This window comes from Veillonella sp. AF13-2 (assembly GCF_003603295.1).
Classification (GTDB): domain Bacteria; phylum Bacillota; class Negativicutes; order Veillonellales; family Veillonellaceae; genus Veillonella; species Veillonella parvula_E.
Window position 1 is genome coordinate 163,345 of record NZ_QTMT01000003.1, and the last position, 22,842, is coordinate 186,186.

Consider the following 22,842-nt stretch of genomic DNA (forward strand, 5'->3'; position numbering starts at 1 on the left):
TTGATAAAATGAAGCACATGAGTTTGAACGCGTAAAAGCGTTTTATCATGTGCTTTTTATTTGCCTTTTAATATTTAATCATTAATCAAAAAATAATCATTTAGCATTATGGTACACATGATACAATAATAAATGAAAAGTATTACTAATTAATAGGATAGGCTTAAATTAATTGAGTTTTAGATTAAAGCATTGTTAATTTTGTAAAGAGGACCTATGAAAACGACAAAATCTTTTGGCAACCATTCCAAGTATTCTCTCCATGATGCGCGGGTACAGAAAATAGAATATGCAGATGATAATTTGATCCTTACTTTTGATTATATTTTTTCTTATGAAAACGGTATTGAGCAAACTCATAAGGCTCAGGTTGTGTTTGAGACGTGTGATATAGATTTTTTTGAAATTCTCGTATTTAATAACACAATACTAGATACTTTCACAGGTAAAAGAATTGAGTTATCTCAGTATCAGCAGGATTATAGTGAAAGTGAATTTGAGGTCATTACGGAGAGCTATAATTGGGGACACGCTGTATTCCAGGGTTGGTTATGGACCGAAGGGAATCCCGTACACTGTATAATGAACATATACTTTAAAGGCGATATGGTATATGTAGTTGAATGAGGTGCAGAATGAGTAATTTAGATTTTACTATTGGCTGCACAGTTATTTTCTTCAGCAAGAAGAGGAGTACTCCACCGAATTTAAATAATGGAATGTACTATCCTCATTTTGTTATAAAAGGTACTGAGGAATATCTTGGTATTAACTTTATTGATGGTGAAGATGTCATCTTTGATAAACAAATAGGAGCTAATGCGCTGCCAGTTTATGAAACTGTAGATTATTCGGCTCTACAAGCAGGTACTGAGTTCCTTATTATGGAAGGCGGAAATATTGTTGGTGAAGGGATTGTAAAAGAAATCTTTCAGCATAAACCGTATGGGAGTAAATAACTATGGGCTATAAAAATGTATGTGTAAACTGCCGGATCTCCTTGTCGGAGGGCACAAACTACGAGTTGTTTAACAAAAACAAAACCTGTCCCACATGTAAAGGAAAAATGTACTTTGTGAACGAGAAGTTCAAGGCTCCTAAAAAATCTAATGACAAAGAGTGGAAGATTATAGAGTATTTGCTATTGAGTGGCTATGATTTCCGTAATCCTTATTGTGGACATGAGCAATGTATTTATTTTGAGTTCCCTAAGAATCTACAAGAGGCTGAGGCGTTTATTCGTGAGATGCGAAAGTTAAAGTGAGTGTAGATAAAGCACTTTTAAATTTTATGTAGTATTAGATTTAATATTATATAAGTATAAATATAATTAGTTTTGAAGTATAAAATGTATTGAATGGTTGGTTATTTGCAAAAATAGGGGAAATATATAACTGTAACTATATTTTAGATTTGTAGTTTTATTATATTACTTAAAATGTATCGGTGGAGGAGTGGTAAAATGAGAGATTATGATCGATTTATTATTACTAGAAGAATGAGGGAGTCATCTGTTAAAAGGTCAAGAAAGATTGATCAATTTTATAGTGATAGATCTAGAATTATTTACTCATCATCTTTTAGACGGTTGCAACAAAAAGCACAAGTTTTTTCGCTTGAGCCCAACTCTAGTGTAAGAACTAGGTTAACCCATTCTCTTGAAGTTGCAGATTTAGGTAGAACGTTAGCCAATCAAATAGGATTTGCTCTGAAAAATGATAAACTTTTGACTGAAAATAATATATTAGCATTGGTTTCAATTGTAGAGAATGCATGTTTATTACATGATATAGGAAATCCTCCATTTGGCCACTTTGGTAAAACTGCTATTAGAGAGTGGGCGAACGATAGTATTCGAAATTCTCTTCCTGAAACACTTAAATTAGAACTTGATAATGCTGCATCATTGCTTAACTTATTAATTAATGACTTTAAAGAATTTGATGGTAATCCTCAAGGTTTTAGAATTGTTACAAAGTTACATCCTGACTATGATGAATATAGTTTAAACCTAACTTTTTCTACTCTTTTATGTATAATAAAGTATCCGAGAACAACAGGTGAAAAAGATAAAGCACTACGCTTTAAAAAAGCAGGCTATTTTCAAACAGAACAGGATTTAGTTAATTCTATTTATGAATCAGTTGAAATAGAGAATAATAATAGATATCCTTTTGTATATATAATGGAAGCGGCAGATGATATTGCGTATTGCATGAGTGATATAGCTGATGGTATTGAAAAAGGGATAATTACAGAAAAAGCATTTATAGATGCTTTTCATGAAGAGTGGAATAAAAAATATGAAGGTATAAAGCTTCCTGTTAAGTTACCTAAAGATGATGAGTTAAAGGGCTTTAAACGAGATATATCAATCCCTTGGTCCTTAAAAGCGATGAAGGAAGCTGTTGATTGCTTTAAGGCTTTTAAGAAGGAGATTTATGAAGGCACTGCAGATAGTTTAATATCAAAAAGTAATGATATGGGAAAAGTTTTAGATACTATAAAAAGTGTATCAAGAAGTATTTTATATACTTCATTTAAAGCTGAAAGTATTGAAATTACTGGATATGCAGTTATAACAGGTATTTTAAATAAATATAGATGTATTTTAAAAATGGAATATGAAGATTTTTATAAATTAATTACTAATGAGGGGGAAATAAAAGGATTTGATTTTGAAAAGAGATTATTACATCGTATTGGAAAACGTTATAAAGAGGCCTATAACTTTGATGTAGAAAAGATTAAAGTAAATGATAATGTAAATGAGTTTTTGATAAAAGAGTGGTGGCTTAGAGCTCACTTGATTATTGACCATATTAGTGGTATGACCGATGAGTTTGCGTTAGAAACCTATCAAATGTTAGAAGGTATTCAATTAATGAGATAACTAATCGAAAGGGCTCAAACCTAACGATAACTATTAATAAATAGATAATGAATTATAATAGTTTGATATATGGAATAGGTAAATAAGATTAAATGATTAAAATTGTTGATGGAAAACCTTATTTAGATCAAGTAAAAGAGCTAATTACAGAGTATACGCAATGGCTTGGTCGAGATTTATCCTTTCAGGATTTAGATAAGGAATTAGCCGATATTTCTGAAAAATATACAGCGCCAAATGGTGAATTATTGGTTGCTATTGATGATAATGATGTGGTGCTCGGCATGGTAGCGTATTATCAGCATAGTGATACACGCTGTGAAATGAAACGCCTCTACGTACGTCCTGCAGGGCGTGGACATGCGTTAGGTGATCGTCTTATTGAAAGCATCATGGACCGCGCTAAGGCCTCTGGATATAAAGAAATGGTGCTAGATACAATTGAACCGTTGCAGGCAGCGATCCATTTGTATAAGAAGCATGGCTTTGTTGAATGCGAGCCGTATTATCATAACCCTATGGACGATGTTATCTATATGAGCAAGGAACTTGATTGATAGAGACTATTTAGTTTAATAGAGCTTATTTGTCTTATAGTCTATTTAAATGGTAGATACCAGTTTATTGATAGCGCTATCTTGGGATTCATTGGAGGAGCTTTTATGGGGATTACATATACAGACGAAAGAAAATTTACACCCCAACAGGTAGCAGAGTTATTTCTATCTGTTCGCTGGGTGGTAGGCAAGTATCCTGATAGATTGCACAAGGCACTAATGAATTCATCGCGCGTGATTTCTGCTTGGGATGGAGATCGTTTAATAGGTCTTATTCGTGTCATGGATGATAGCGAGCTGGTATGCTTCATAAACTATGTGCTAGTTCATCCTGATTATCGGGGACAAGGTATTGCAGGGCACTTGCTTGAAATGGTGAAAGACGCTTACAAATCGTATTTGTACATCAATGTTATGATTGGTGAAAGTCAGAATGCTCCATTTTATGAAAAGCACGGATTTAAGATTAAAGAGGACTCATTACCAATGCAGTATCGAAATGTGCCGAAATATACGAAAAAGTGAATTTAGTAAATATAAGATTTAGCAGAAAAAGGCTACACGTAACATCTCTACGTGTAGCCTTTATAGCGTAAAGCGTTTATACTAAAAATGATTTATTTTAGTTGACTTATTTTAAAATGTGCTTTATACAAATATATAAATACATAAGTATATAAGCAAATAAGTACATAAGTACATAAAGAAGGATATTAATATGTTAATACGAAAAGCGACAACCGCTGATTTAGATTTAGTGACACATATAGAAGCCACTTGTTTTCCGCCTGCCGAGGCTGCACCTCGTGAGGCTTTTAAGGAACGATTAGACCATTATGTAGGTCATTTTTTAATTGCCTTTGACAGCGATACACCTATTGGTTTTATCGATGGTTTTGTAACGGATGATGAAATCTTAACGGATGAGATGTTTGCTGATGCTTCTTTGCATAACCCTAACGGCGCATGGCAGATGATATTTGGCTTAAATACAATGCCAGAGTATCGGAATCGCGGTGTAGGTGGTAAGTTAATTGAGGCGTTTATCGACCTTGCGAGAGAAGAAAAACGTAAGGGTGTGATTCTAACCTGTAAGGAAGAAAAGATTCCTTATTATGCCAAGTTTGGCTTTGTAAATGACGGTGAGTCTGAGTCGAATCACGGCGGTGCTAAATGGTATCAGATGCGCGTTGAGTTTTAGCACCTTTGTTATGGCAATGTAGTTATTAATAGATAAAAATAAATTATAGAATTTGACGGATATTTTTACAGATTGTCCTAATGAGAAGCTAAAACACCGCTTAGTGGTTGAGTTTTAGCTTCTTTTTTGCTAAAAAGTGTAGATTATATAAGGATAGAAGTACCCCTATACGTTTATTGACACTGTATATCCCTCATGCTACGATGAGGAAAATCACATATGATTGGGTTAGGTGTCTATTGACTTAATAGAGAATTTGGTACAAGCCAAAGCGGTCACGCCACTGTAACAGCGAGGTACTTTGCATAGAGGGTAAAATGCTCTCGGTCACTGAAGTTTTTGGGAAGGCGCAAAGTAACGTTGAACTGGAGCCAGGAGAACTGCCTAATTAACAATTGCCAATTGACCTGCGAGAGACAGGGATGGGGATTGATATAGATGAATTTATACTAGCTATGCATAGTTGAAAGCTCATACTATATGCTAGCTTATTAGGCGTGGTAGTTAGTCTAACTGAGATGACAGCCCGTTTCCTCTTCGTGGGGAAACGGGCTTTTTATGTGCACTTATAGTGATAGTTTTAGTTGAGAGAAGAGAGGTACTTATGTTCAAACAAAAGAAGTTTATGGCGTATTTAGCCACGGTTTTCCTCCTAATTGTTAGTATGCTCATCGCTGCATGTGCAGGTTCTAGCGAAACAAAAAAAGATACGGCGCAAAATAACAAGCCAATCGAAATCACAGACGTAACAGGTCGTACGGTAACGCTTAAAAAGCCAGCAGAGAGAGTTGTCTTACAATGGAGTGGTGCTGGTGGTCCATTCTTTACGATTTCTGCCCTTATGGGTAAAGATACTCCAAAGGTTATTGCCGGTATGGATACATCTTTGCAGGATTACAGGGCGGATATGTGGAAGCACTTTACTGCTGAAATGCCTGAGCTAGCTAAGATTCCAGTAGTGGGTACAGTCGGTGATAAAACATTTAATGCTGAGCAAGTTGTGGCATTAAATCCAGATGTTATTTTTATTCCTGTAGATTTGAAAGATCAGTACGAGTCTGATGCAAAGCCAAAAATGGATGCTGCTGGTATCCAAACTATTTATATAGATTACCATGCTGAAAAACTTGAAAGTCATCAAAAATCCATTGAAGCCATCGGTAAGGCTTTAGGTAAAGAGGAACGTGCCGCAGAAATCAGCAAGTTCTATACGGATCGCGTGACAAGAGTTCTCGATCGTGTTAGTAAAATTAACAAACCAAAACCAACAGTTTATCTTGAAGTTGGGATGAATGGTCCGGAAGAATTTGGTAATTCCTTTAGTAGTAATTACTCTTGGGGGGCATTAGCTACTATGGCTGGTGCTGATGTAATCACAAAAGATGCTATTAAAAAGTCATCTCCAATTAATCCTGAGTTTGTATTGGAAAAGAATCCAGACATCATTATGATTATGGGTTCTTACTGGCCTAAGAAACCAACTTCTATGCGTTTAGGTTTTGAAGCTACTGAAGATTCGTCTCAGGCGTTGTTGAAAGCTTTCACCACAGAACGTCAAGGTTGGAGCGAATTAAAAGCCGTAGAGAATAAACAAGTTTATTCCGCCCATCATGGTCTTCCACGCGAAGTATTTGATGCGGCCGTATTCGAATATTTAGCAAAAACATTTTATCCTGAAGAGTTTAAGGATGTTGATCCAGAAGCTACACTTAAAGAGTTCTATGACAAATTCTTGCCATTCTCTTATAGTGGCATCTGGTTTATGCATATGAATTAGGGTTGTGTTGTGTGTGAAGGAGCTGATGATGTAAAACCCCAAATAAATGCTGTTATATATTGTGTTTATTAGAACTTATTAAGTTTGGAATCGAGGTATTCTATGGTTAAGAAAAAGAAATTTATGGCTTATCTTGCCACGGTGCTCCTGCTAGTTGTGAGCATGATTATGACAGCTTGTGGTGGTCCAGCAGATACGAAAAAGGATGCGGCACAATCTGGCAAACAAATTGAGATTACAGACGTAACTGGTCAAAAGGTTACGTTGAAAAAGCCAGCAGAACGCGTAGTAGTTCAATTGAGTGCTTCTGGTGGTGCGTTCTTGACTATGGCTGCGTTGCAAGGTAAAGATGTGGCTAAGACTATTGTTGGTATTGACCCTTATTTAAGCAAATTGCGTACAGATATGTGGGATCGCTACAAATCTGAAGTGCCAGAGTTGGAAAAAATTCCTCTCATTGGTAACGTAAATGATAAAACATTTGATGTGGAAAAAGTAATTTCCTTAAACCCAGATGTTATCTTCATGCCTTTATATTTCAAAGATCAATATGAAGCTGATTACAAACCTAAAATCGATGCAGCTGGCATTCCTACTATCTATATCGATTACCATGCGGAAAAGCTTGAAAATCACCAAAAATCTATCGAAGCTATCGGTAAAGCATTGGGTAAAGAAGAGCGTGCAGCAGAAATCAACAAGTTCTATACTGAACGTTTAACACGAGTTATGGACCGTATTAGCAAAATCAATAAACCAAAACCAACTGTTTACATTGAAACAGGTAACGAAGGTCCAGAAGGTTTAGGTTTTGCGTATAGTGGAAACGTAGCCTGGGGCGCATTGGCAACTCAAGTAGGTGGCGACCTTATTACTAAGGATGTAGTTCAAAAAGCAGGTCCTGTTAACCCAGAATTTATTTTGGAAAGAAACCCAGATATCATCATGATCATCGGTTCTTACTGGCCTAAGAAACCTACATCCATGCGTTTAGGTTTTGATACAAATGAAGCAAAATCTCAAGAGTTATTGAAGGCTTTCACTACAGAACGTCAAGGCTGGCCTGAATTGAAAGCCGTTCAATCTAAAAACGTATTCTCTACTCACCATGGTTTACCTCGTGAAGTATATGACGTTGCAGTATTCGAATACTTAGCTAAAACATTCTATCCTGAGGAATTCAAGGATGTAGATCCTGAAGGCACACTTAAGGAATTCTATGATAAATTCCTTCCATTCTCTTACGGTGGCGTTTGGTTTATGCATTTGAACTAAAAAGGAGTTTTTCGTAGTGACAGAAACTAACAATCAGTACGATTATAAAAAACAGAGCTATAAAAAGCTCATGTTTATTATCATCGGTCTGATCATTTGTGCGGTAAGTTTTGTTACCGATATTATTGTAGGTCCTGCATCACTTACGTTAAGTGATGTATGGCTCGCATTAACAGACCCAGCAGAGGTTTCCAAAAACGCATATGTTATCATTTGGTCGATTCGTCTTCCAACGGCCATTATGGCATTGCTCGTAGGTGCTTCTTTGGGCATTGCTGGTGCTGGCATGCAGACTATCCTTGATAACCCGTTATCTAGCCCATATACACTTGGTATATCCGCAGGGGCTGGCTTCGGTGCATCTCTCATGGTTGTTGTAGGCGCTAGTGCATTAGAGTTTTTAGGTGTCTTTATGGTTCCATTTGGCGCCTTCGTATTTGCTAGTTTGACGAGCTTCTTTATCTATTCCATTAATAAGATTAAGAACTTCTCCTCTGAAACGATGATTCTCGCTGGTATCGGCATGATGTTCTTGTTTCAAGCGCTTCAATCCTTGATGCAATATATGGCATCTCCTGAGGCCCTTCAAAACATCGTGTTCTGGACGATGGGGAGTTTAGCTAAGGCAAATTGGGTGAACATCTCTATTGTTCTTATCGTGCTAGCAATCATGCTTCCGCTTATGATGCGTGAATCTTGGCGTTTAACAGCATTAAAATTAGGCGATGAAAAGGCTTCTGGTCTTGGTGTTAATGTTGAAAGCTTACGGGTAAAAGTGTTTGCTTTCATCTCCATCATTACAGCCGTTGCCGTTTCTTTCGTTGGAACCATTGGTTTTATCGGTATTGTAGGACCACATATTGCACGTATGCTTGTGGGTGAGGATCAACGGTATTTCTTACCGTTATCTGCAGTGTGTGGCATGGCGATTTTGTCTCTCGCATCTATTGCGAGTAAGATGCTCGTTCCTGGGGCGATGTTCCCAATCGGTATTGTGACGGCAATCATCGGCGTACCTTTCTTCTTCTCGTTGGTATTAACTAGGAAAAGGAGCTATTTCAAATGATTGAAGTTCATAATCTAACCTTTGGTTATTCCGCTACGGAAGACGGACAAATCTTAAAGGGCGTTGATTTTGCTGCTAAAACAGGTAAATTGACTGCGCTCATCGGTACTAACGGTGCTGGTAAATCTACACTTTTAAAAACAATTATGGGTATTTTGAAAGGCAAGGGCGAGATTTCCGTTAATGGTAAACCTGTATCTCAATATTCTACAAAGGATTTTAGTAGTACAGTGAGCTATTTGTCTCAAGATAATGACTGTAAAGTCAATCTATCTGTTTTTGAAGTCGTTATGCTAGGGCGCATGGGATCCATGTCCTTCCGTGTAAGTGATGAGGATATTGCAGCCACACAAGAGGTATTGGAACGGTTGAACTTACAGCGCTTTGCATCGCGCAGCATCATGGAGCTCAGCGGTGGTCAACGCCAACTTGTGTTCATGGCGCAAGCCCTTGTAAAAGAACCTAAAATCTTAATTCTTGATGAACCGACAAGTGCTTTAGATTTGCACAAGCAATTTGACTTGTTAACATTGCTAAAAAACCTGACTCAAGAAAATGATTTTACAACACTCGTAACATTGCATCATCTTGATTTGGCTGCTATGTTCGCAGATGAAATTATCGTGCTCAAAGAGGGTACAGTATACGCTCAAGGCGCGCCGAAAAACATCTTTACAGAAGCCATGATGGAAGATGTATACCGTGTTAAAACAAAAATATATATCGATGACAATGGGCTACCTCATGTAATTCCATTAGAAGCAATAAAATGAAGGGCTAATGATTCAAAATAAAAGAAGCTGAAATCTTTATGATATGTACCCTCTTTACTGTTTGTCCAGTAAAAGGGGTAAATATTCATTGCAGAGCATTGATTTCAGCTTCTTTTTTATTGGGAAAATATTTATCTTTTGTTGGAAAAAATGTTTATCTTTAGAGAGATATGATTGAGAGTAATTAAATAATTTCTTTTACCTGTGCTATACCCTTATCAGTCAGCACGTAGTGTCCATTCGTCACATATAATAGACCTTGTTTCTTTAGCTGTGAAGCAGCTTGATGAGTATAATCAGGCCTCCAGTTCAAATGTTCATGAATGGTACCGATGCCGTTTTCAACGTGCGCGATAGGTGTATCCATATGTGTATAAATATGGCATAGCATCATCGTTTCCCGATAATGGCGGCGTAAGTGACGTTGACGGCGGTATGTGGCGATATAGCCTGTCTTCGGTGTTGCAATAACAGCGATAATTAGTGCGATACCGATGGTGGTTGCAATGGAACCCGCGATGGATACATCCATGGTGAAAGCTACTTCCGTACCGACGACGGCACAGATAATACCGATGATGATACTGCTAGTAAGCATGGCTTTCACAGAGTCCGTCCATAAATAAGCGATGACCGCAGGCCCTATCATGAGGCCGATGACGAGAATGGCGCCTACCGCTTGGAACGAGGCTACAACGGTGAGGGATACCATGGTCATCAGCACATAGTGAATGAGGGCTGGCATAAAGCCGAAGAGTCCCGCTAGTAGCGGATCAAAGGTGGAGAGTTGCAATTCCTTGTAGAACAGCATGACTAATATTAAATTGATGATCGCCACGCCTAGAGAAATCCATAGCGATACAGGCCCCAAGTCGGTGCCGTTCACAATCCATCGATCAAAGGGGGCAAAGGCTATTTCGCCGAGTAATGCGGTATCTACATCGAGATGAGCGTTACCGCTGTATAGGCTGACTAGAATGATGGCGATAGAGAATAGAAGAGGGAAGATGATGCCGATAGACGCATCTTCGTTGACAAGTCCCGTATTGTGTATCATTTCTGTAAGCCATACGGTGCCTACACCAACTAAGGTAGCCCCGACGAGTAGAAATGGAGAGTTTAAATCTTCCGTCATAAAGAAAGCGAGCACGATGCCGAGAAATACGGTGTGCGTAATGGCATCGGCCATCATGGACATGCGGCGCAATACGAGGAAGACCCCAGGGATGGCACATGCGATGGATACCGCAATGGCAATGAGCAATATCTCTGTATGAACTGTCATGGGGCACCTCCTATGCGAGGTTGTGCGTCCTCTGCTACGTAAATACTTTGCTGTGCATTGGATTTGGGAGCCCTTGTGGTTTCTAACAATAATGCGTGCTTTGACTGTCTATTTTTACGGAACTGCCAGAGCATACCTCTGTTAGGAGCAAAGATGAGACTCAATAATACGAGAATCGATAAAATGACGATGATAGCTGGACCTGTCGGTAATTTTGGGATCGATGTACTCCAGATAGTACCGCCGATGGCAGATATCATGCCGAAAAATCCTGCTAATATACACATGGTGCCCAGTTTATTCGTCCACTGTCTTGCCCCAACGGCGGGTGCAATGAGGAGAGAGCTAATCAAGATAGCCCCTACCGATTGAATGCCGATAATGATGGTCATGATTAATAGTGAACGATATAAAATAAGGGTGAAAGTGACGGGAATTTGTAGTGTTTTGGCGTATTCCACATCGAAGGAGATAAGCTTTAACTCCTTCCAGAATAATGCGGTTAACACGATGATGATGAGCGCTGCTGCAGATGTGATGTACACATCGCGCGCTAATATGGTGGCTGCCTGTCCAAATATAAATTTTGAAAGCCCCGCTTGACCAGCATTGTTTAAGCTTTGTACATAGGTGAGCAATACCATACCGAGCCCAAAGAAGGCGGAGAGTATGGTGGCTAAAGCGCCATCAAATTTGATTTTGCTGTTTTCTACTGTGATGGTAATGAGCCAAGCCGCAGTGATAGAGGATAGGGCAGCACCTGCGATGAGAACTTCGATGTCCTTGATGCCCGTCAGCAAGAAGGCAATGACCACACCGGGTAGTGCCGCATGAGATAGGCCGTCACCGATGAGACTTTCCTTGCGAAGCACCGCAAAGGTGCCAGCGATACCACTAGCGAGGCCTAATAACGCCGTGCCGAGCAGTACCATCTGCGTCGTATAGGATTGGAGTATGGTCATACAATCCTCCCCTTCCCATAGGTGCGCTCAATAGCTTCGTCCGTAAATGTATCTGCTACGGGGCCATAGGCGATAGTTTGTTTGTTTACCATCGTTACCCAATCGAAATATTGGGGCACCGTATTTAAATCGTGGTGGACGACGATAACCGTTTTGCCTCGAGCTTTCATTTCTTGTAAAAGCGAAATAATAGCATGCTCTGTAGTTTTATCGACGCCCTTGAATGGTTCGTCCATGAGGTAAATATCTGCCTCTTGGACGAGGGCTCTTGCGAGGAAGACGCGTTGTTGTTGTCCCCCTGAAAGCTGGCGAATTTGTCTGTCCACATAGTCGCTCATACCCATTTTTTCAATCATGGAGAGGGCGAGTTCCTTATCCTTTTTGCTAGGACGCTTAAACCAACCTAGATGACCATAACGGCCCATGAGTACTACATCTAGTACTGTGGTAGGGAAGTCCCAGTCTACGCTGCCACTTTGAGGGACGTAGGCGATTTTTTTGTAATCGTTTTTGTCCATCGCTAAGTGGTGATCGATATAAAATTTTACACTTCCTGAGATAACTGTTAGTAGACCGAGCATGGCCTTTAATAATGTGGACTTACCGGCCCCATTAGGGCCGACAATGGCCGCTAAGGAACCGATGGGTACCTTCATATCTACGTCCCATAATACGGGTTTTGTCGTATATGCTACGGTCATATCTTCAACTTCAACGGCCCATTCCATGGAAACCTCCTTGTATTAATGAGTGCCACTAGCTAATATCGCTAGTAGCACATGTACTTACAATAACAAAGTAAATTTGAGTCTATTTAAGTTAGTATACGTAAATTTACTTTGTTGTATTTAATTAAGAAAATCTAGCAATTGATTATTTAAGTGCTTTGGTAATTGTATCAATATTGGCTTTTACCATGCCGATATATGTACCGCCTTCAGTGCCTTCGGAGCCGAGAGAGTCGGAATATAATTCGCCACCGATGGCAACATTCCAGCCTTTAGCCTTAGCTGCTTCTTGAACGGCTTCAATTGTTTTATGTGGTACAGAAGACTCTACGAAAATCGCTTTAATTTTGTGGTCTACGATATATTGAACCAGTTCATTCACATCTTGTGTGCCTGCTTCTGTAGCAGTACTTACACCTTGCAAACCTTTTACTTCAAAGCCGTACGCGCGAGCGAAGTATTGGAATGCATCATGAGCTGTTACAAGTACGCGAGATTCTTTCGGAATAGATTCTGCTTGAGCTTTAACGTACGCATCAGTTTCATCTAACTTAGTAAGATATGCGTCATAGCGTTTTTTGTAATCTTCTTTATGAGCCGGATCGGCTTTCGCAAGACCTTCGTATACTGCTTTTGCTGCCAGTTTCCAGTTAGCAACGTCAAACCAAATATGAGGGTCTTTTGTTTTTACACCATCTTCTTCGTCAAAGTCGAGCAATGTAGCTGGATCAATGGCATCAGATACGCGGATGGTTGCTTTATTTTGCTTTGTTAGATTATCGAAAATGGAGCCCATTTTACCTTCCAAGTGAATGCCGTTGTATACAACAACATCCGCCTTAGACATAGCTGTTACATCGCCTGCACTCGCTTGATATAGATGAGGGTCTACACCAGGTCCCATGAGACCTTGTACGGTTACATGGTCTCCGCCGATTTCTTTTACTAAATCCGTTAACATCGTCGTTGTAGCTACGACATTAAGTTTTTTCTGACTATCTTGGGCTGTGTCCTTTCCGCAGCCTGCAAGGGCAAATACTATAAGTGCTAATGATACGACGACTAATAAAATTCGATTAAATTTCATAATAAGCCTCCTTTTTTATAGATACTAAATTTAAAAACATTAATGACTTTGTTTGAGAGAAATATTTTGTTCTAATAATGAAATAATTTGAAGAAGGAGAATATCTCTCTGAATTTAAACGGAAAAATAGCCGCTACTAACGTAGCGGCTAGTGGCAGTTATACAGTCTTCTGCTAAGGTCAAAATAATCTAGGGAATAAGTGCTTGTAGATGGCTAGGCCCAACGAGGGCAACGATACCAAGTACCATCATGACCTTCATTTGAATACGCTTTCTACGTCTCATGATGAACCTCCTTTGTGTAGTTTTTTGTCATATCAACTAGATATGTGAGTCCGGACAGTTATCTTGAATTCAATATATCATAAATGAGAAATTTTATCAATAAGAATTTATTCTTTTAATATTCATCTTTATTTAGTATGATATTATGCATAGGTAAAAGGTTAATAAGGAGGCTTCTTATGAATAAATTATTCCGATACGCTGCTGCAGCAGTACTCGTTGCATCTTTTGGCATGTTAAGTGATTATACAGCTGATGCAGCGAAGTTTTTAGAATCTCCAAGAGAGGTTACTATTGTAAAACCTGAGTTGCCTGAAATCCCTCAAACCGCTACGGTAGCGCCTGATATGCGCGTACGCTTCTTGATTGATAAAAAAGGTAATGTTAAAAATGTTTTCGTAGAGCGCTCTTCTGGATATGCTCCCGTTGATGAAGCAGTAAAAAAAGCAATTTTGCAGTGGAAGTTTACCCCTGCTATTGGCACAGATCAAAAGGCACACGAATCCATTATTGGGATGACAATTACTCTGCCTAAGCAAGCTGTGAAAGCTAAATAAGGAGAAAATGATGAATAAAGTGTTGCGTTGTATTATCTTAAGCTCATTGTTTGTAATGAGTATGGTAGCTTCTGTGTTGGCAGCTCCATATGATCCACCAGTAGCTATAGCTACACCACCTATTGACCGAGCATTGCTCGCTGCCTATGGTGAAGCTGCTCATGGTGCAGATATACGTTTTACCATCAAGGAAGATGGTTCTGTAGGAGACGTTGAAGTTGTCTCATCTAGTGGTTCTAGTACTCTTGATGCAGCCATTGTTGATACTATTTCTAAATGGAGATTTAGTCCTGCCACAGATTCTAATGGTAAACCTGTAGCATCTTCTAAAACTGAATATATTGATTTTAAAAACTAATCAAAATCACTCATACAGAACTGCACTCCAAAAATTGGACACAATTTTTGAAGTGCAGTTTTTGTATGCTAAAATATTCTAAAAAATAAAGTAAGGTTATTCACTTTCATAACATTGGATTCGTAAATTTTAAAAATAAATCAAAATTGTATCTGTAGCAACTGAAAATTACTTTCAAAATGGTATAATAAAAATATAATTATAGATTAGCCCGTGGAGGTATAAGCATATGAATCCATTAAAACAAAAGCTAGATATTAACAATGAACGTTACAGAATTATTGTGTCCATTAAAGAAGATTATTTAGATGGTAAATTGTCCTTAGAAGAGGGCAATCGCATTTTAAAAGAGAAACTAGGTACTTGTACACCTGATGAGTTTGCCTATGCAGAGCAAAGCTTGAAAGGTGTTTACAAGGACGAAGAAATCCTAGAGAAAATGGATGATCTCTTAGATTTATTTGACGGCGTTTTAGTACGTGCCGAAAATGAATACCCTGAAAACCATCCGTTGTGGGCATACTTGGAAGAAATCAACGCTGTTGAGAAGGTTGCTCTAGAAGCGGATGAATTATTAAAGCAAGAGAAGTTTATCAAAAATCCGTGGCTCGGCGTTTTTGATTCCTTAGCAGAGTGGAGAACACATCTGTCTCGTAAGCAAAATCAACTGTATCCAATGCTTGAGGACCACGGTTTTGACCGCCCAACGCGCATTATGTGGACCTTTGATGATGCTGTGCGCGATGCTATCTCTGCATCCTATGCATTGCTTCGAGAGGATAAATACGAAGAATTCCTAGCGTCTGTACCAGAAACCTTGGCGAAATTACGGGATTTGAATTCTAAAGAACTAGAAGTCTTATTGCCCACATCTTATAAATTGTTGAGTGACGAAGAGTTTGTTCGGATGAGTAAAAATGACCATGAAATTGGTTATGCTATCATCAATGCGCCAGGTTTATATGTAGTGCCAGGTATTAATGATTCTGCGGCGCAATTGAATGGCAATAATTCAGCTCAAGGTGGTGCTGTATCTAACGAATTTTTAAATGATTTAGCGGGCTTGCTATCTAAATATGTAGGCCCTGTTGGTGGTGCGCCCACTGGTAAGGATGCAGTCCTCGATGTGGCAACGGGTAAATTGACATTAGAGCAAATTAATTTGTTGTTCCGTCATTTACCGGTAGATTTATCCTATGTAGATGAAAATGAACTAGTTAAGTTCTACAGCGATACGGCACATCGTATTTTCCCTCGCAGTGCGAACGTTATCGGCCGTGAGGTGAAGAATTGTCACCCCGCAAAATCTGTTCATATAGTAGAGGAAATCGTAGAGAAGTTCCGTTCTGGCGAACAAAGCCAAGCGGAATTCTGGATTAATAAACCAGGCTTGTTCATCTATGTTATCTACACAGCGGTGCGCGATGAAAATGGTAAATTCCGCGGCGTATTGGAAATGATGCAAGACTGTACTCATATCCGTGAACTTGAGGGTTCTCGTACATTGTTGACTTGGGATAAAACTGATTTTGTAGGCGATGGTGGTAAAGAAAAATCCTTGGCTCAAGAGGCAGCAGAAGAGGTAGAAGAAGAACCATTAACAACTGATGCAGATGGTCGATTCCACATCGATGCAAAAACAACATTGTCTAATTTAATTAAACATCGTCCAGATATTGTAGATCATTTGATTTCTTTGAATCCTAAATTTGAGAAATTAAAAACACCTATGGTAAAAGTAATGGCCAAGGTGGCAACAATTAAGATGATGGCAGAACGTGGCGATTTTGAGGTAGATGATCTAATTAGTAAAATCGATGCATTTATCAATAAAGATAAGAAATAATTGCATTTTTTAAACGTGAAAGAGGCAAGTGTTTAGGACCTTGCCTCTTTTTCGTTTAGCTATTTGACTAGTTGATTTGTAAATATAACTAGTTACTTTGTAACTATGTCTAGTTTTTAAGGTGTTCCATTGCATACTAATAGTTTTATGCCGCTAGGTATTAATTTATTACATTACAAATGTGTTGCACTAATTCAAAATAAACATACATTAATTTCCTATAAATCATTTGTTTTATGTATACAAATTTGATTGAAAAGGGTAAAATAGAAAATAATGAAAGTATTTGCCTTAGCAGTGTTTTCATGTACAACATTACTTTTACAAGAGAAATTACTAATATATTTAAAGGTGAGGATCTAGATACTATGTCGACAAGACGCGTTTGGAAGCAAAGTGAAATCAAAACAAACCCATTATTTTCTATGATGCGCAGTACAATTGAAACTGCATTCTATGGGAACAATGTAACTCCTGTAACATCTGTGGCACAAGCGTATCAATTAGCCTCTGAAGAGCCAGGTGTTATCGTCCTCGATATGCCAGTATTTAAACCGTTAGAGCAAGGTTTGCCAGCTGATGCAAAGGTTCTTGTTACAAACGATGGTAAAACTACTGGCCGTTATGCTAAAGCTCGCCGCATTATTGGCGATGAAGGCATAGATGAAGTTGAACTCGCTAACATTGCACGTGACGCAGTATATGATAGCCGCAATAAAGAGTGGATTTCTGCGGAATCTATCGTTGGTCTTGATAAAAAATTCACAGCTCGTGCTCATTTGATGATTCCAAAAGATCACGCGTCTATTTTATATTCTTGGCTTATGAACTTTAAGTTCTTTGATGCGGCTGTAAAAGAATTCTACAACGATAGTGTAGACATTCCGGAAGGCGATATCTATATTTACTCTGATCCTGACTATGTTGTGCCAGGTCATCCAGGTGGTCTTGCTATTTTTGACCCTGCTCATAACTGTGCCATGATTCTTGGTATGCGCTACTTCGGGGAGCATAAAAAAGGTACGCTTACACTTGCGTGGTCCTTGGCAAACCGCTTTGATTATGTTGCATGCCACGGCGGTATGAAACGTTACAACCTTGAAGGGGGCAAATCCTACACTATTGGTGTATTCGGTTTGTCCGGTTCCGGTAAATCCACATTGACTCATGAAAAACATGATGGTCGTTATGATATTTCTATCTTGCATGACGATGCGTATGTTATCAATACAAACGATTTGAGTTCTATTGCTCTTGAACCTACATACTTTGACAAAATGCAAGATTATCCTGTGGAACATCCTGCTAACGAATTCTTGTTGACGCTACAAAATGTAGGTGTAACGATGGATGAGGATGGCCGTAAGGTTGTACTGGCCGAAGATGTGCGAAACAGCAATGGACGTGCTATTAAATCTCAATTCTGGACAGATAACCGCGTAAACTACGTAGGTGAACCTGTTAATGCGATTGTATGGCTTATGAAAGATAAAACATTGCCACCAATCCTTAAGATTTCTGATCCTGTATTGGCTTCTACAATGGGTGCAACCCTTGCGACTCGTCGTTCTACAGCAGAAAAACTTGATGCTCACGTCGATCCAAATGCGCTTGTTATCGAACCATATGCAAATCCATTCCGTACATATCCATTGGTTCGTGATTATGAAAGCTACAAAAAATTATTTTCTAAATGTGGCGTAGAGTGCTACATCATGAACACCGGCTTCTTCTTGGAAAATAAAATTCCTAAAGAAGTTACTCTTGATTTATTAGAGCGTTTAGTAGAAGGTACATTAGAATTTAAACCGTTCTGTGAATACGAAAATCTTTCTTATGTAGAGGTACCAGGTTTTGAACCTCCATTCGAAGTACGCGAGTATCATCACCAATTGCACCAAGCTTTTGAGTTCCGCTATGATTATGTAGAAAAACTTAAAGGTCATAAAAACGAATTACCTCAAGAAGTATTGGATGTACTTAAATCTTTAATGTAATCTAAAAATTAAAAAGGGCTGTAATAGAATGCGGTTTTACCGCATACTATATGTAGTTCGTTTAACTTATAAGACATACCAAGAAATTTAGGTTTGTAAGGCACTAAATTTCTTGGTATTTTTTTATTTTCCCCATGTATATGTAACGTATATTTTAGTAATATATAGTTATAATAGAAATAATGTTTTATTATAAGACTTGTATATGTACATAGTTATAAGGACTCGTATATGGACATAAAAGACATTAAATATATTAGTACCATCGTTGAGATGGCATCATTTTCTAAGGCATCTAAAAAGTTATATATTTCTCAGCCGGCGTTGAGTCAGGGAATTCGTCGTATTGAAGCAGAGCTAGGAGTTACGTTGTTTGTTCGTGATCGTACAAAAGTCGTGCCAACGGCTGCGGCATTACAAATTGCAAAAGAGGGCATGCCGTTAGTTTTAAAGGCGGAGGCTTTAACGCAATCTATCACTAATCAAGGCACAGATGTAGCCTATCATGTGCGTATCGGCTTGTCTCAATTTTATGGACATCATATGCTCGGGAAAACATTGAAAAGCTTTCAACAGATTGAACCGTCTTGGGAGTTCCATGTTGTAGAGGGTGAATCTCACTTCTTGGAACAGCAAATTTGTGATGGTTTAGTAGATGTAGGGTTATTCCCAACGCCGATTTATTCTCAGGATCTTGAAAGTTATCCCGTTTTAGATGAGCAGATTTTATTGGCCATTAGTGTGGAAAATAAGAAGGCTATAGCCATTGCAGATTCTCTCATGACTGGTGATGGAATTCGAGAAATTGCACCCTTTGGAGCATTTCCGTTTATTTTGCTAAGAGAAGGACTCAAATTACGGACGTTGGTAAACCGTTTATGCCAAGCGGAATGCTTTGTGCCCAAAGCCGTCATTGGCTCTGAAACTCTAGATTCATGCCGGTCCTTGGTAGAAGATGATTATGGTATTACATTCTTGCCGAGCACGCTCAATAGAAAGGGGGATGACGATAAGGTTAAATTCTATCCTCTTGCATCGAAACTTTGTTTCCGCCAATTAGTTCTTGTGGCGAGGTCTGATCGGGCAAAACGTTTCCATTTATCTGAAGTAGCACATATCATGCTGCAATTTTTGTAGTGTATAGGTATAAAGATGGTTAGGTGGCATATCCTGAGGGGTGGATCATATTAATAAATTAATAATTAATATATAAATTAATACGTAAATCAATCAATTAATCAATAAAATAAAGAGACTAATTCCTGTAAAAATTAGGAATTAGTCTCTTTTTATTTATGAAAAGAAACTGAAAGAATCGAATTAAATAAATATAGTAATTATCATATTCTTAGATATAGATGCGTCAAAAATTTCTCAAATTCTAATTGACAAATGTCTTTTCAGAAAATATACTTATAGTAGATTAAAACATATTTAGGAGATAGGATTTAAAACCCATCATTGTAGTGGATTTAAAGTGAATTAAAAGTAGAATATGTTTTTGTTTTTATTGGTTGGCCTATGTAGGCCCCTAGGAGGTTTCAAATGAGTAAAGATGTGGAAAATAAAAATACCCATGAACACAATCATGGTGAACAACATGGTCACGACCATAATCATGAACATCATTGCCACTGTGGCGGTCATGATCATCATGGTCACGACCACGATCATCAACATGACCACGATCATAGTCATGCAAAGGCTCTTCCGACGGATAAATGGGTGCCACACACTCATGAACCAGGGGTACCTCATGAACATGGTGTAAATGACTACATGAAAGCTGTTGCTGAGTATCGTAAAACATGGCCTACAAAACAAGATGTAATTGAACAAACACCAGATCCTGCTGTGCGTGAAATGATTCTTCGTATGGAGCAAATCGGTTGTGATACGGTATTTGACCGCTTTGATAAACAACAACCACAATGTACATTTGGTATTGCTGGTATATGTTGTCGTATCTGTTTCATGGGCCCTTGTAAAATTACACCTAAGAGTCCTCGTGGTGTCTGCGGTGCGGATGCTGACCTCATCGTAGCTCGTAATATGACACGTGCTGCTGCAGGTGGTTTGACTCAACATGGTGCACATGCTCGTGAAATCTTGATTTCTTTGAAAGCTGCTGCTAATGACCAATTGGACATTCCAATTTTAGGGGAAGAAAAAATCCGTACTGTATGTAAGGCTTTCAACATCCCTGAAGAAGGTCGTTCCTTGAAAGAAGTGGCTAATGATTTAGCAGATGTATTGCTCGAAGATTTGAGCCGTGCATTGCCAGGTGAATATAAAACAATTACAGCTATGGCTCCTGCAGAGCGTCGCGAAGTTTGGAAAAACTTGGATATCTTGCCTGTTTCCGCATACAATGAAGCCTTTGATGCATATCATCGTACAACCGTAGGTACAGATGGCGATTGGGAAAGCAACATGAAGCAGTTCTTGCGTTGTGGTCTTGCGTTCACATTCACAGGCGTAGTGGCCGCAGATATCGCTACTGATGCATTATTCGGTCAAGGCGGTCGCCGTACATCCAAAGTTAACATTGGAGCCTTGAAAAAAGGGTATGTTAACATCGCTGTTCATGGTCACTTGCCAACATTGGTTTCTCAAATTTGTAAGATTGGTGCGTCCGAAGAGTATTTAGAAAAAGCAAAAGCTATCGGAGCTAAAGGTATTCAATTCTATGGTATTTGCTGCTCTGGCTTATCCAGTATGTACCGCTATGAAAATGTTATTCCATTGTGTAATGCTATCGGCGCTGAGCTCGTACTTGGTACAGGCGCACTCGATTGCTGGGTAGCTGACGTACAAGACGTATATCCTGCTATCATGGACGTAGCACGTTGCTTCAACACAAAGGTTATCACTACGTCTGATGCAGCTCGTTTACCAGGTGCTGAACACATCGGCTACGATCATCATCACACTAACTTGGCTGAAACAAAAGATTTGGCTCGCAAAATTTTGGATCGTGCTCTTGAAGCGCATGAATTGCGTAAAGGTATGCCTGTATTCATTCCGCCATACGAAATCACAGCAGAAGTTGGCTTCTCTCCAGAATCCACTGTTAAACATTATGGTTCCTTCAAACCATTGGCAGAGGCTTTAAAATCTGGTAAAGTTCGCGGTATCGTTAACGTAGTAGGTTGTTCTAACCCTCGTGTTATCTATGAAAAGGCAACTGTAGATATTGTTGATACACTTATTAAAAATGGCTGTATCATCCTTACAAACGGTTGTGCATCTTTCCCATTGATGAAACTTGGCTATTGTAATACAGATGCTAACAAGAAATGTAGCCCTGCATTGCAAGAGTTCTTGGGCGATGATCAACCACCAGTATGGCATGTGGGTGAATGTGTAGATAATGCGCGTTCCTCTGGTATCTTCGGCGGTATTGCTGCAGAACTTGGCCTTAACTTACCTCAATTGCCATTTGCTATGTCTAGTCCTGAATGGTCTAACGAAAAAGGTATCGATGCATCCCTTGGCTTCCGCCTAATGGGTATTAACTCTTACCACTGCGTTGAACCACCTACACAAGGCTCTGATGCTGTAACAAAATGGTTGAAAGAGGACACTAAAGACATCTTAGGTTCTGTTATGTATGTTAATACAGATCCTGCTAAAGTAGCTGAGAAAATCTTGGCAGATATCGATGAAAAACGCGCTGCTTTAGGTTGGGCTGAAGTAAAATAGTAATTAGTAAATTATAGTTTATAATAAGAAACGCTCAAAAGCGTAATGGTTATCGTATTTCCTTAAGCTTTTGAGCTTTTTTCTTTATATAAGAGTATAGTGTTACTTGTTAATTCGTGAGTTCTTACAAACCCTTTACTATTAACCCTTATGGTAATATGTATATAGACTTAACAATATGTATAAGTTTATGAAGCAACGAAAAAAGGACTCTATATAGAGTCCTTTTTTCATGTAAGGGGAGTGTTAGTATTAATATCAAATGAAACATGTATTTAAACAAGTAGTAGGTTTGGGGTTAGTATTACTTGTCGGGAGATAAATACACGTACGGTAACCAGGGAATTGTTACCTTTGTCTATCATTTGACATTATCATTATAGGAAGGGTAAATGAGTTAAAAATGAAGAAATTTAATAAATTTCTTTAAGTTTCTTATATTTGTAAAAAACATGGTAATTAATTTTAATTATTGTTGATAAATATGGGA

21 protein-coding genes and 1 riboswitch are annotated in these 22,842 nt (G+C 38.6%); of the genes, 17 read left to right on the plus strand and 4 right to left on the minus strand.

Annotated elements, in window-relative coordinates:
- Positions 1-216 precede the first annotated feature (216 nt).
- The 11 genes from DWV85_RS06610 to DWV85_RS06660 all read left to right on the plus strand — a co-directional run bounded on the left by DWV85_RS06610 (position 217) and on the right by DWV85_RS06660 (position 9,542).
- Positions 217-627 (plus strand): hypothetical protein, encoded by a 411-nt coding sequence (locus DWV85_RS06610; protein WP_123138373.1) that lies wholly within the window; start codon positions 217-219, stop codon positions 625-627.
- An 8-nt stretch (positions 628-635) separates the two neighbouring features.
- Complete coding sequence (locus DWV85_RS06615; RefSeq protein WP_123138374.1) at positions 636-959, plus strand: hypothetical protein; 324 nt, start codon at positions 636-638, stop codon at positions 957-959.
- Between the two features lie 2 nt (positions 960-961).
- A complete protein-coding gene (locus DWV85_RS06620) occupies positions 962-1,264 on the plus strand; it encodes a hypothetical protein (RefSeq protein ID WP_123138375.1) in 303 nt (100 codons plus the stop codon).
- Positions 1,265-1,462: 198 nt separating this feature from the next.
- The gene (dgt, locus tag DWV85_RS06625; protein WP_165851647.1) at positions 1,463-2,893 is read left to right on the plus strand and encodes a dGTPase; all 1,431 of its coding nucleotides are present in this window, start codon (positions 1,463-1,465) and stop codon (positions 2,891-2,893) included.
- A gap of 92 nt (positions 2,894-2,985) precedes the next feature.
- Complete coding sequence (locus DWV85_RS06630; RefSeq protein WP_207798797.1) at positions 2,986-3,450, plus strand: GNAT family N-acetyltransferase; 465 nt, start codon at positions 2,986-2,988, stop codon at positions 3,448-3,450.
- Positions 3,451-3,555: 105 nt separating this feature from the next.
- Positions 3,556-3,975: a GNAT family N-acetyltransferase gene (locus DWV85_RS06635; RefSeq protein WP_123138377.1), complete on the plus strand. Its 420-nt coding sequence runs from the start codon at positions 3,556-3,558 to the stop codon at positions 3,973-3,975.
- Between the two features lie 193 nt (positions 3,976-4,168).
- Complete coding sequence (locus DWV85_RS06640; protein ID WP_123138378.1) at positions 4,169-4,651, plus strand: GNAT family N-acetyltransferase; 483 nt, start codon at positions 4,169-4,171, stop codon at positions 4,649-4,651.
- 213 nt (positions 4,652-4,864) lie between these two features.
- Positions 4,865-5,054: riboswitch (cobalamin riboswitch) on the plus strand.
- Between the two features lie 201 nt (positions 5,055-5,255).
- Positions 5,256-6,428 (plus strand): ABC transporter substrate-binding protein, encoded by a 1,173-nt coding sequence (locus tag DWV85_RS06645; protein ID WP_123138379.1) that lies wholly within the window; start codon positions 5,256-5,258, stop codon positions 6,426-6,428.
- 102 nt (positions 6,429-6,530) lie between these two features.
- Positions 6,531-7,703 (plus strand): ABC transporter substrate-binding protein, encoded by a 1,173-nt coding sequence (locus DWV85_RS06650; protein ID WP_123138380.1) that lies wholly within the window; start codon positions 6,531-6,533, stop codon positions 7,701-7,703.
- A 16-nt stretch (positions 7,704-7,719) separates the two neighbouring features.
- Positions 7,720-8,769, plus strand: coding sequence for an iron ABC transporter permease (locus DWV85_RS06655; RefSeq protein ID WP_004697920.1), 1,050 nt, complete (start codon positions 7,720-7,722; stop codon positions 8,767-8,769).
- Complete coding sequence (locus DWV85_RS06660) at positions 8,766-9,542, plus strand: ABC transporter ATP-binding protein (protein ID WP_123138381.1); 777 nt, start codon at positions 8,766-8,768, stop codon at positions 9,540-9,542. The genes DWV85_RS06655 and DWV85_RS06660 overlap by 4 nt, the downstream gene beginning before the upstream one ends.
- 184 nt (positions 9,543-9,726) lie before the next feature.
- Here DWV85_RS06660 and DWV85_RS06665 read toward each other — a convergent pair whose 3' ends face one another.
- The 4 genes from DWV85_RS06665 to DWV85_RS06680 all read right to left on the minus strand — a co-directional run bounded on the left by DWV85_RS06665 (position 9,727) and on the right by DWV85_RS06680 (position 13,604).
- Positions 9,727-10,827, minus strand: a complete 1,101-nt coding sequence (locus DWV85_RS06665) for a metal ABC transporter permease (RefSeq protein ID WP_008603090.1) — start codon at positions 10,825-10,827, stop codon at positions 9,727-9,729.
- Complete coding sequence (locus DWV85_RS06670; RefSeq protein WP_123138382.1) at positions 10,824-11,789, minus strand: metal ABC transporter permease; 966 nt, start codon at positions 11,787-11,789, stop codon at positions 10,824-10,826. The genes DWV85_RS06665 and DWV85_RS06670 overlap by 4 nt, the downstream gene beginning before the upstream one ends.
- Positions 11,786-12,517 (minus strand): metal ABC transporter ATP-binding protein, encoded by a 732-nt coding sequence (locus tag DWV85_RS06675; protein ID WP_077708006.1) that lies wholly within the window; start codon positions 12,515-12,517, stop codon positions 11,786-11,788. Before DWV85_RS06675 ends, DWV85_RS06670 begins: the two co-directional genes overlap by 4 nt.
- Positions 12,518-12,662: 145 nt before the next feature.
- Entirely contained in the window at positions 12,663-13,604 is a 942-nt protein-coding gene (locus tag DWV85_RS06680; RefSeq protein ID WP_012863797.1) for a zinc ABC transporter substrate-binding protein, read from the minus strand.
- A gap of 464 nt (positions 13,605-14,068) precedes the next feature.
- Here DWV85_RS06680 and DWV85_RS06685 point away from each other — a divergent pair, with 464 nt between their 5' ends.
- The 6 genes from DWV85_RS06685 (at position 14,069) to cooS (ending at position 22,352) form a co-directional block, all read left to right on the plus strand.
- Positions 14,069-14,446: an energy transducer TonB gene (locus DWV85_RS06685; RefSeq protein ID WP_012863799.1), complete on the plus strand. Its 378-nt coding sequence runs from the start codon at positions 14,069-14,071 to the stop codon at positions 14,444-14,446.
- A gap of 10 nt (positions 14,447-14,456) precedes the next feature.
- The gene (locus tag DWV85_RS06690; protein ID WP_004694054.1) at positions 14,457-14,804 is read left to right on the plus strand and encodes a TonB family protein; all 348 of its coding nucleotides are present in this window, start codon (positions 14,457-14,459) and stop codon (positions 14,802-14,804) included.
- A gap of 229 nt (positions 14,805-15,033) precedes the next feature.
- Positions 15,034-16,650 carry a PAS domain-containing protein gene (locus DWV85_RS06695; protein ID WP_123138383.1) on the plus strand — a complete coding sequence of 539 codons (1,617 nt, stop codon included), beginning with the start codon at positions 15,034-15,036 and terminating at the stop codon, positions 16,648-16,650.
- A gap of 368 nt (positions 16,651-17,018) precedes the next feature.
- Positions 17,019-18,647 (plus strand): phosphoenolpyruvate carboxykinase (ATP), encoded by a 1,629-nt coding sequence (locus DWV85_RS06700; protein WP_077708010.1) that lies wholly within the window; start codon positions 17,019-17,021, stop codon positions 18,645-18,647.
- A 231-nt stretch (positions 18,648-18,878) separates the two neighbouring features.
- Entirely contained in the window at positions 18,879-19,784 is a 906-nt protein-coding gene (locus DWV85_RS06705) for a LysR family transcriptional regulator (RefSeq protein WP_123138384.1), read from the plus strand.
- A gap of 408 nt (positions 19,785-20,192) precedes the next feature.
- Positions 20,193-22,352 carry an anaerobic carbon-monoxide dehydrogenase catalytic subunit gene (gene cooS, locus DWV85_RS06710; RefSeq protein WP_077708012.1) on the plus strand — a complete coding sequence of 720 codons (2,160 nt, stop codon included), beginning with the start codon at positions 20,193-20,195 and terminating at the stop codon, positions 22,350-22,352.
- Positions 22,353-22,842: the final 490 nt, after the last annotated feature.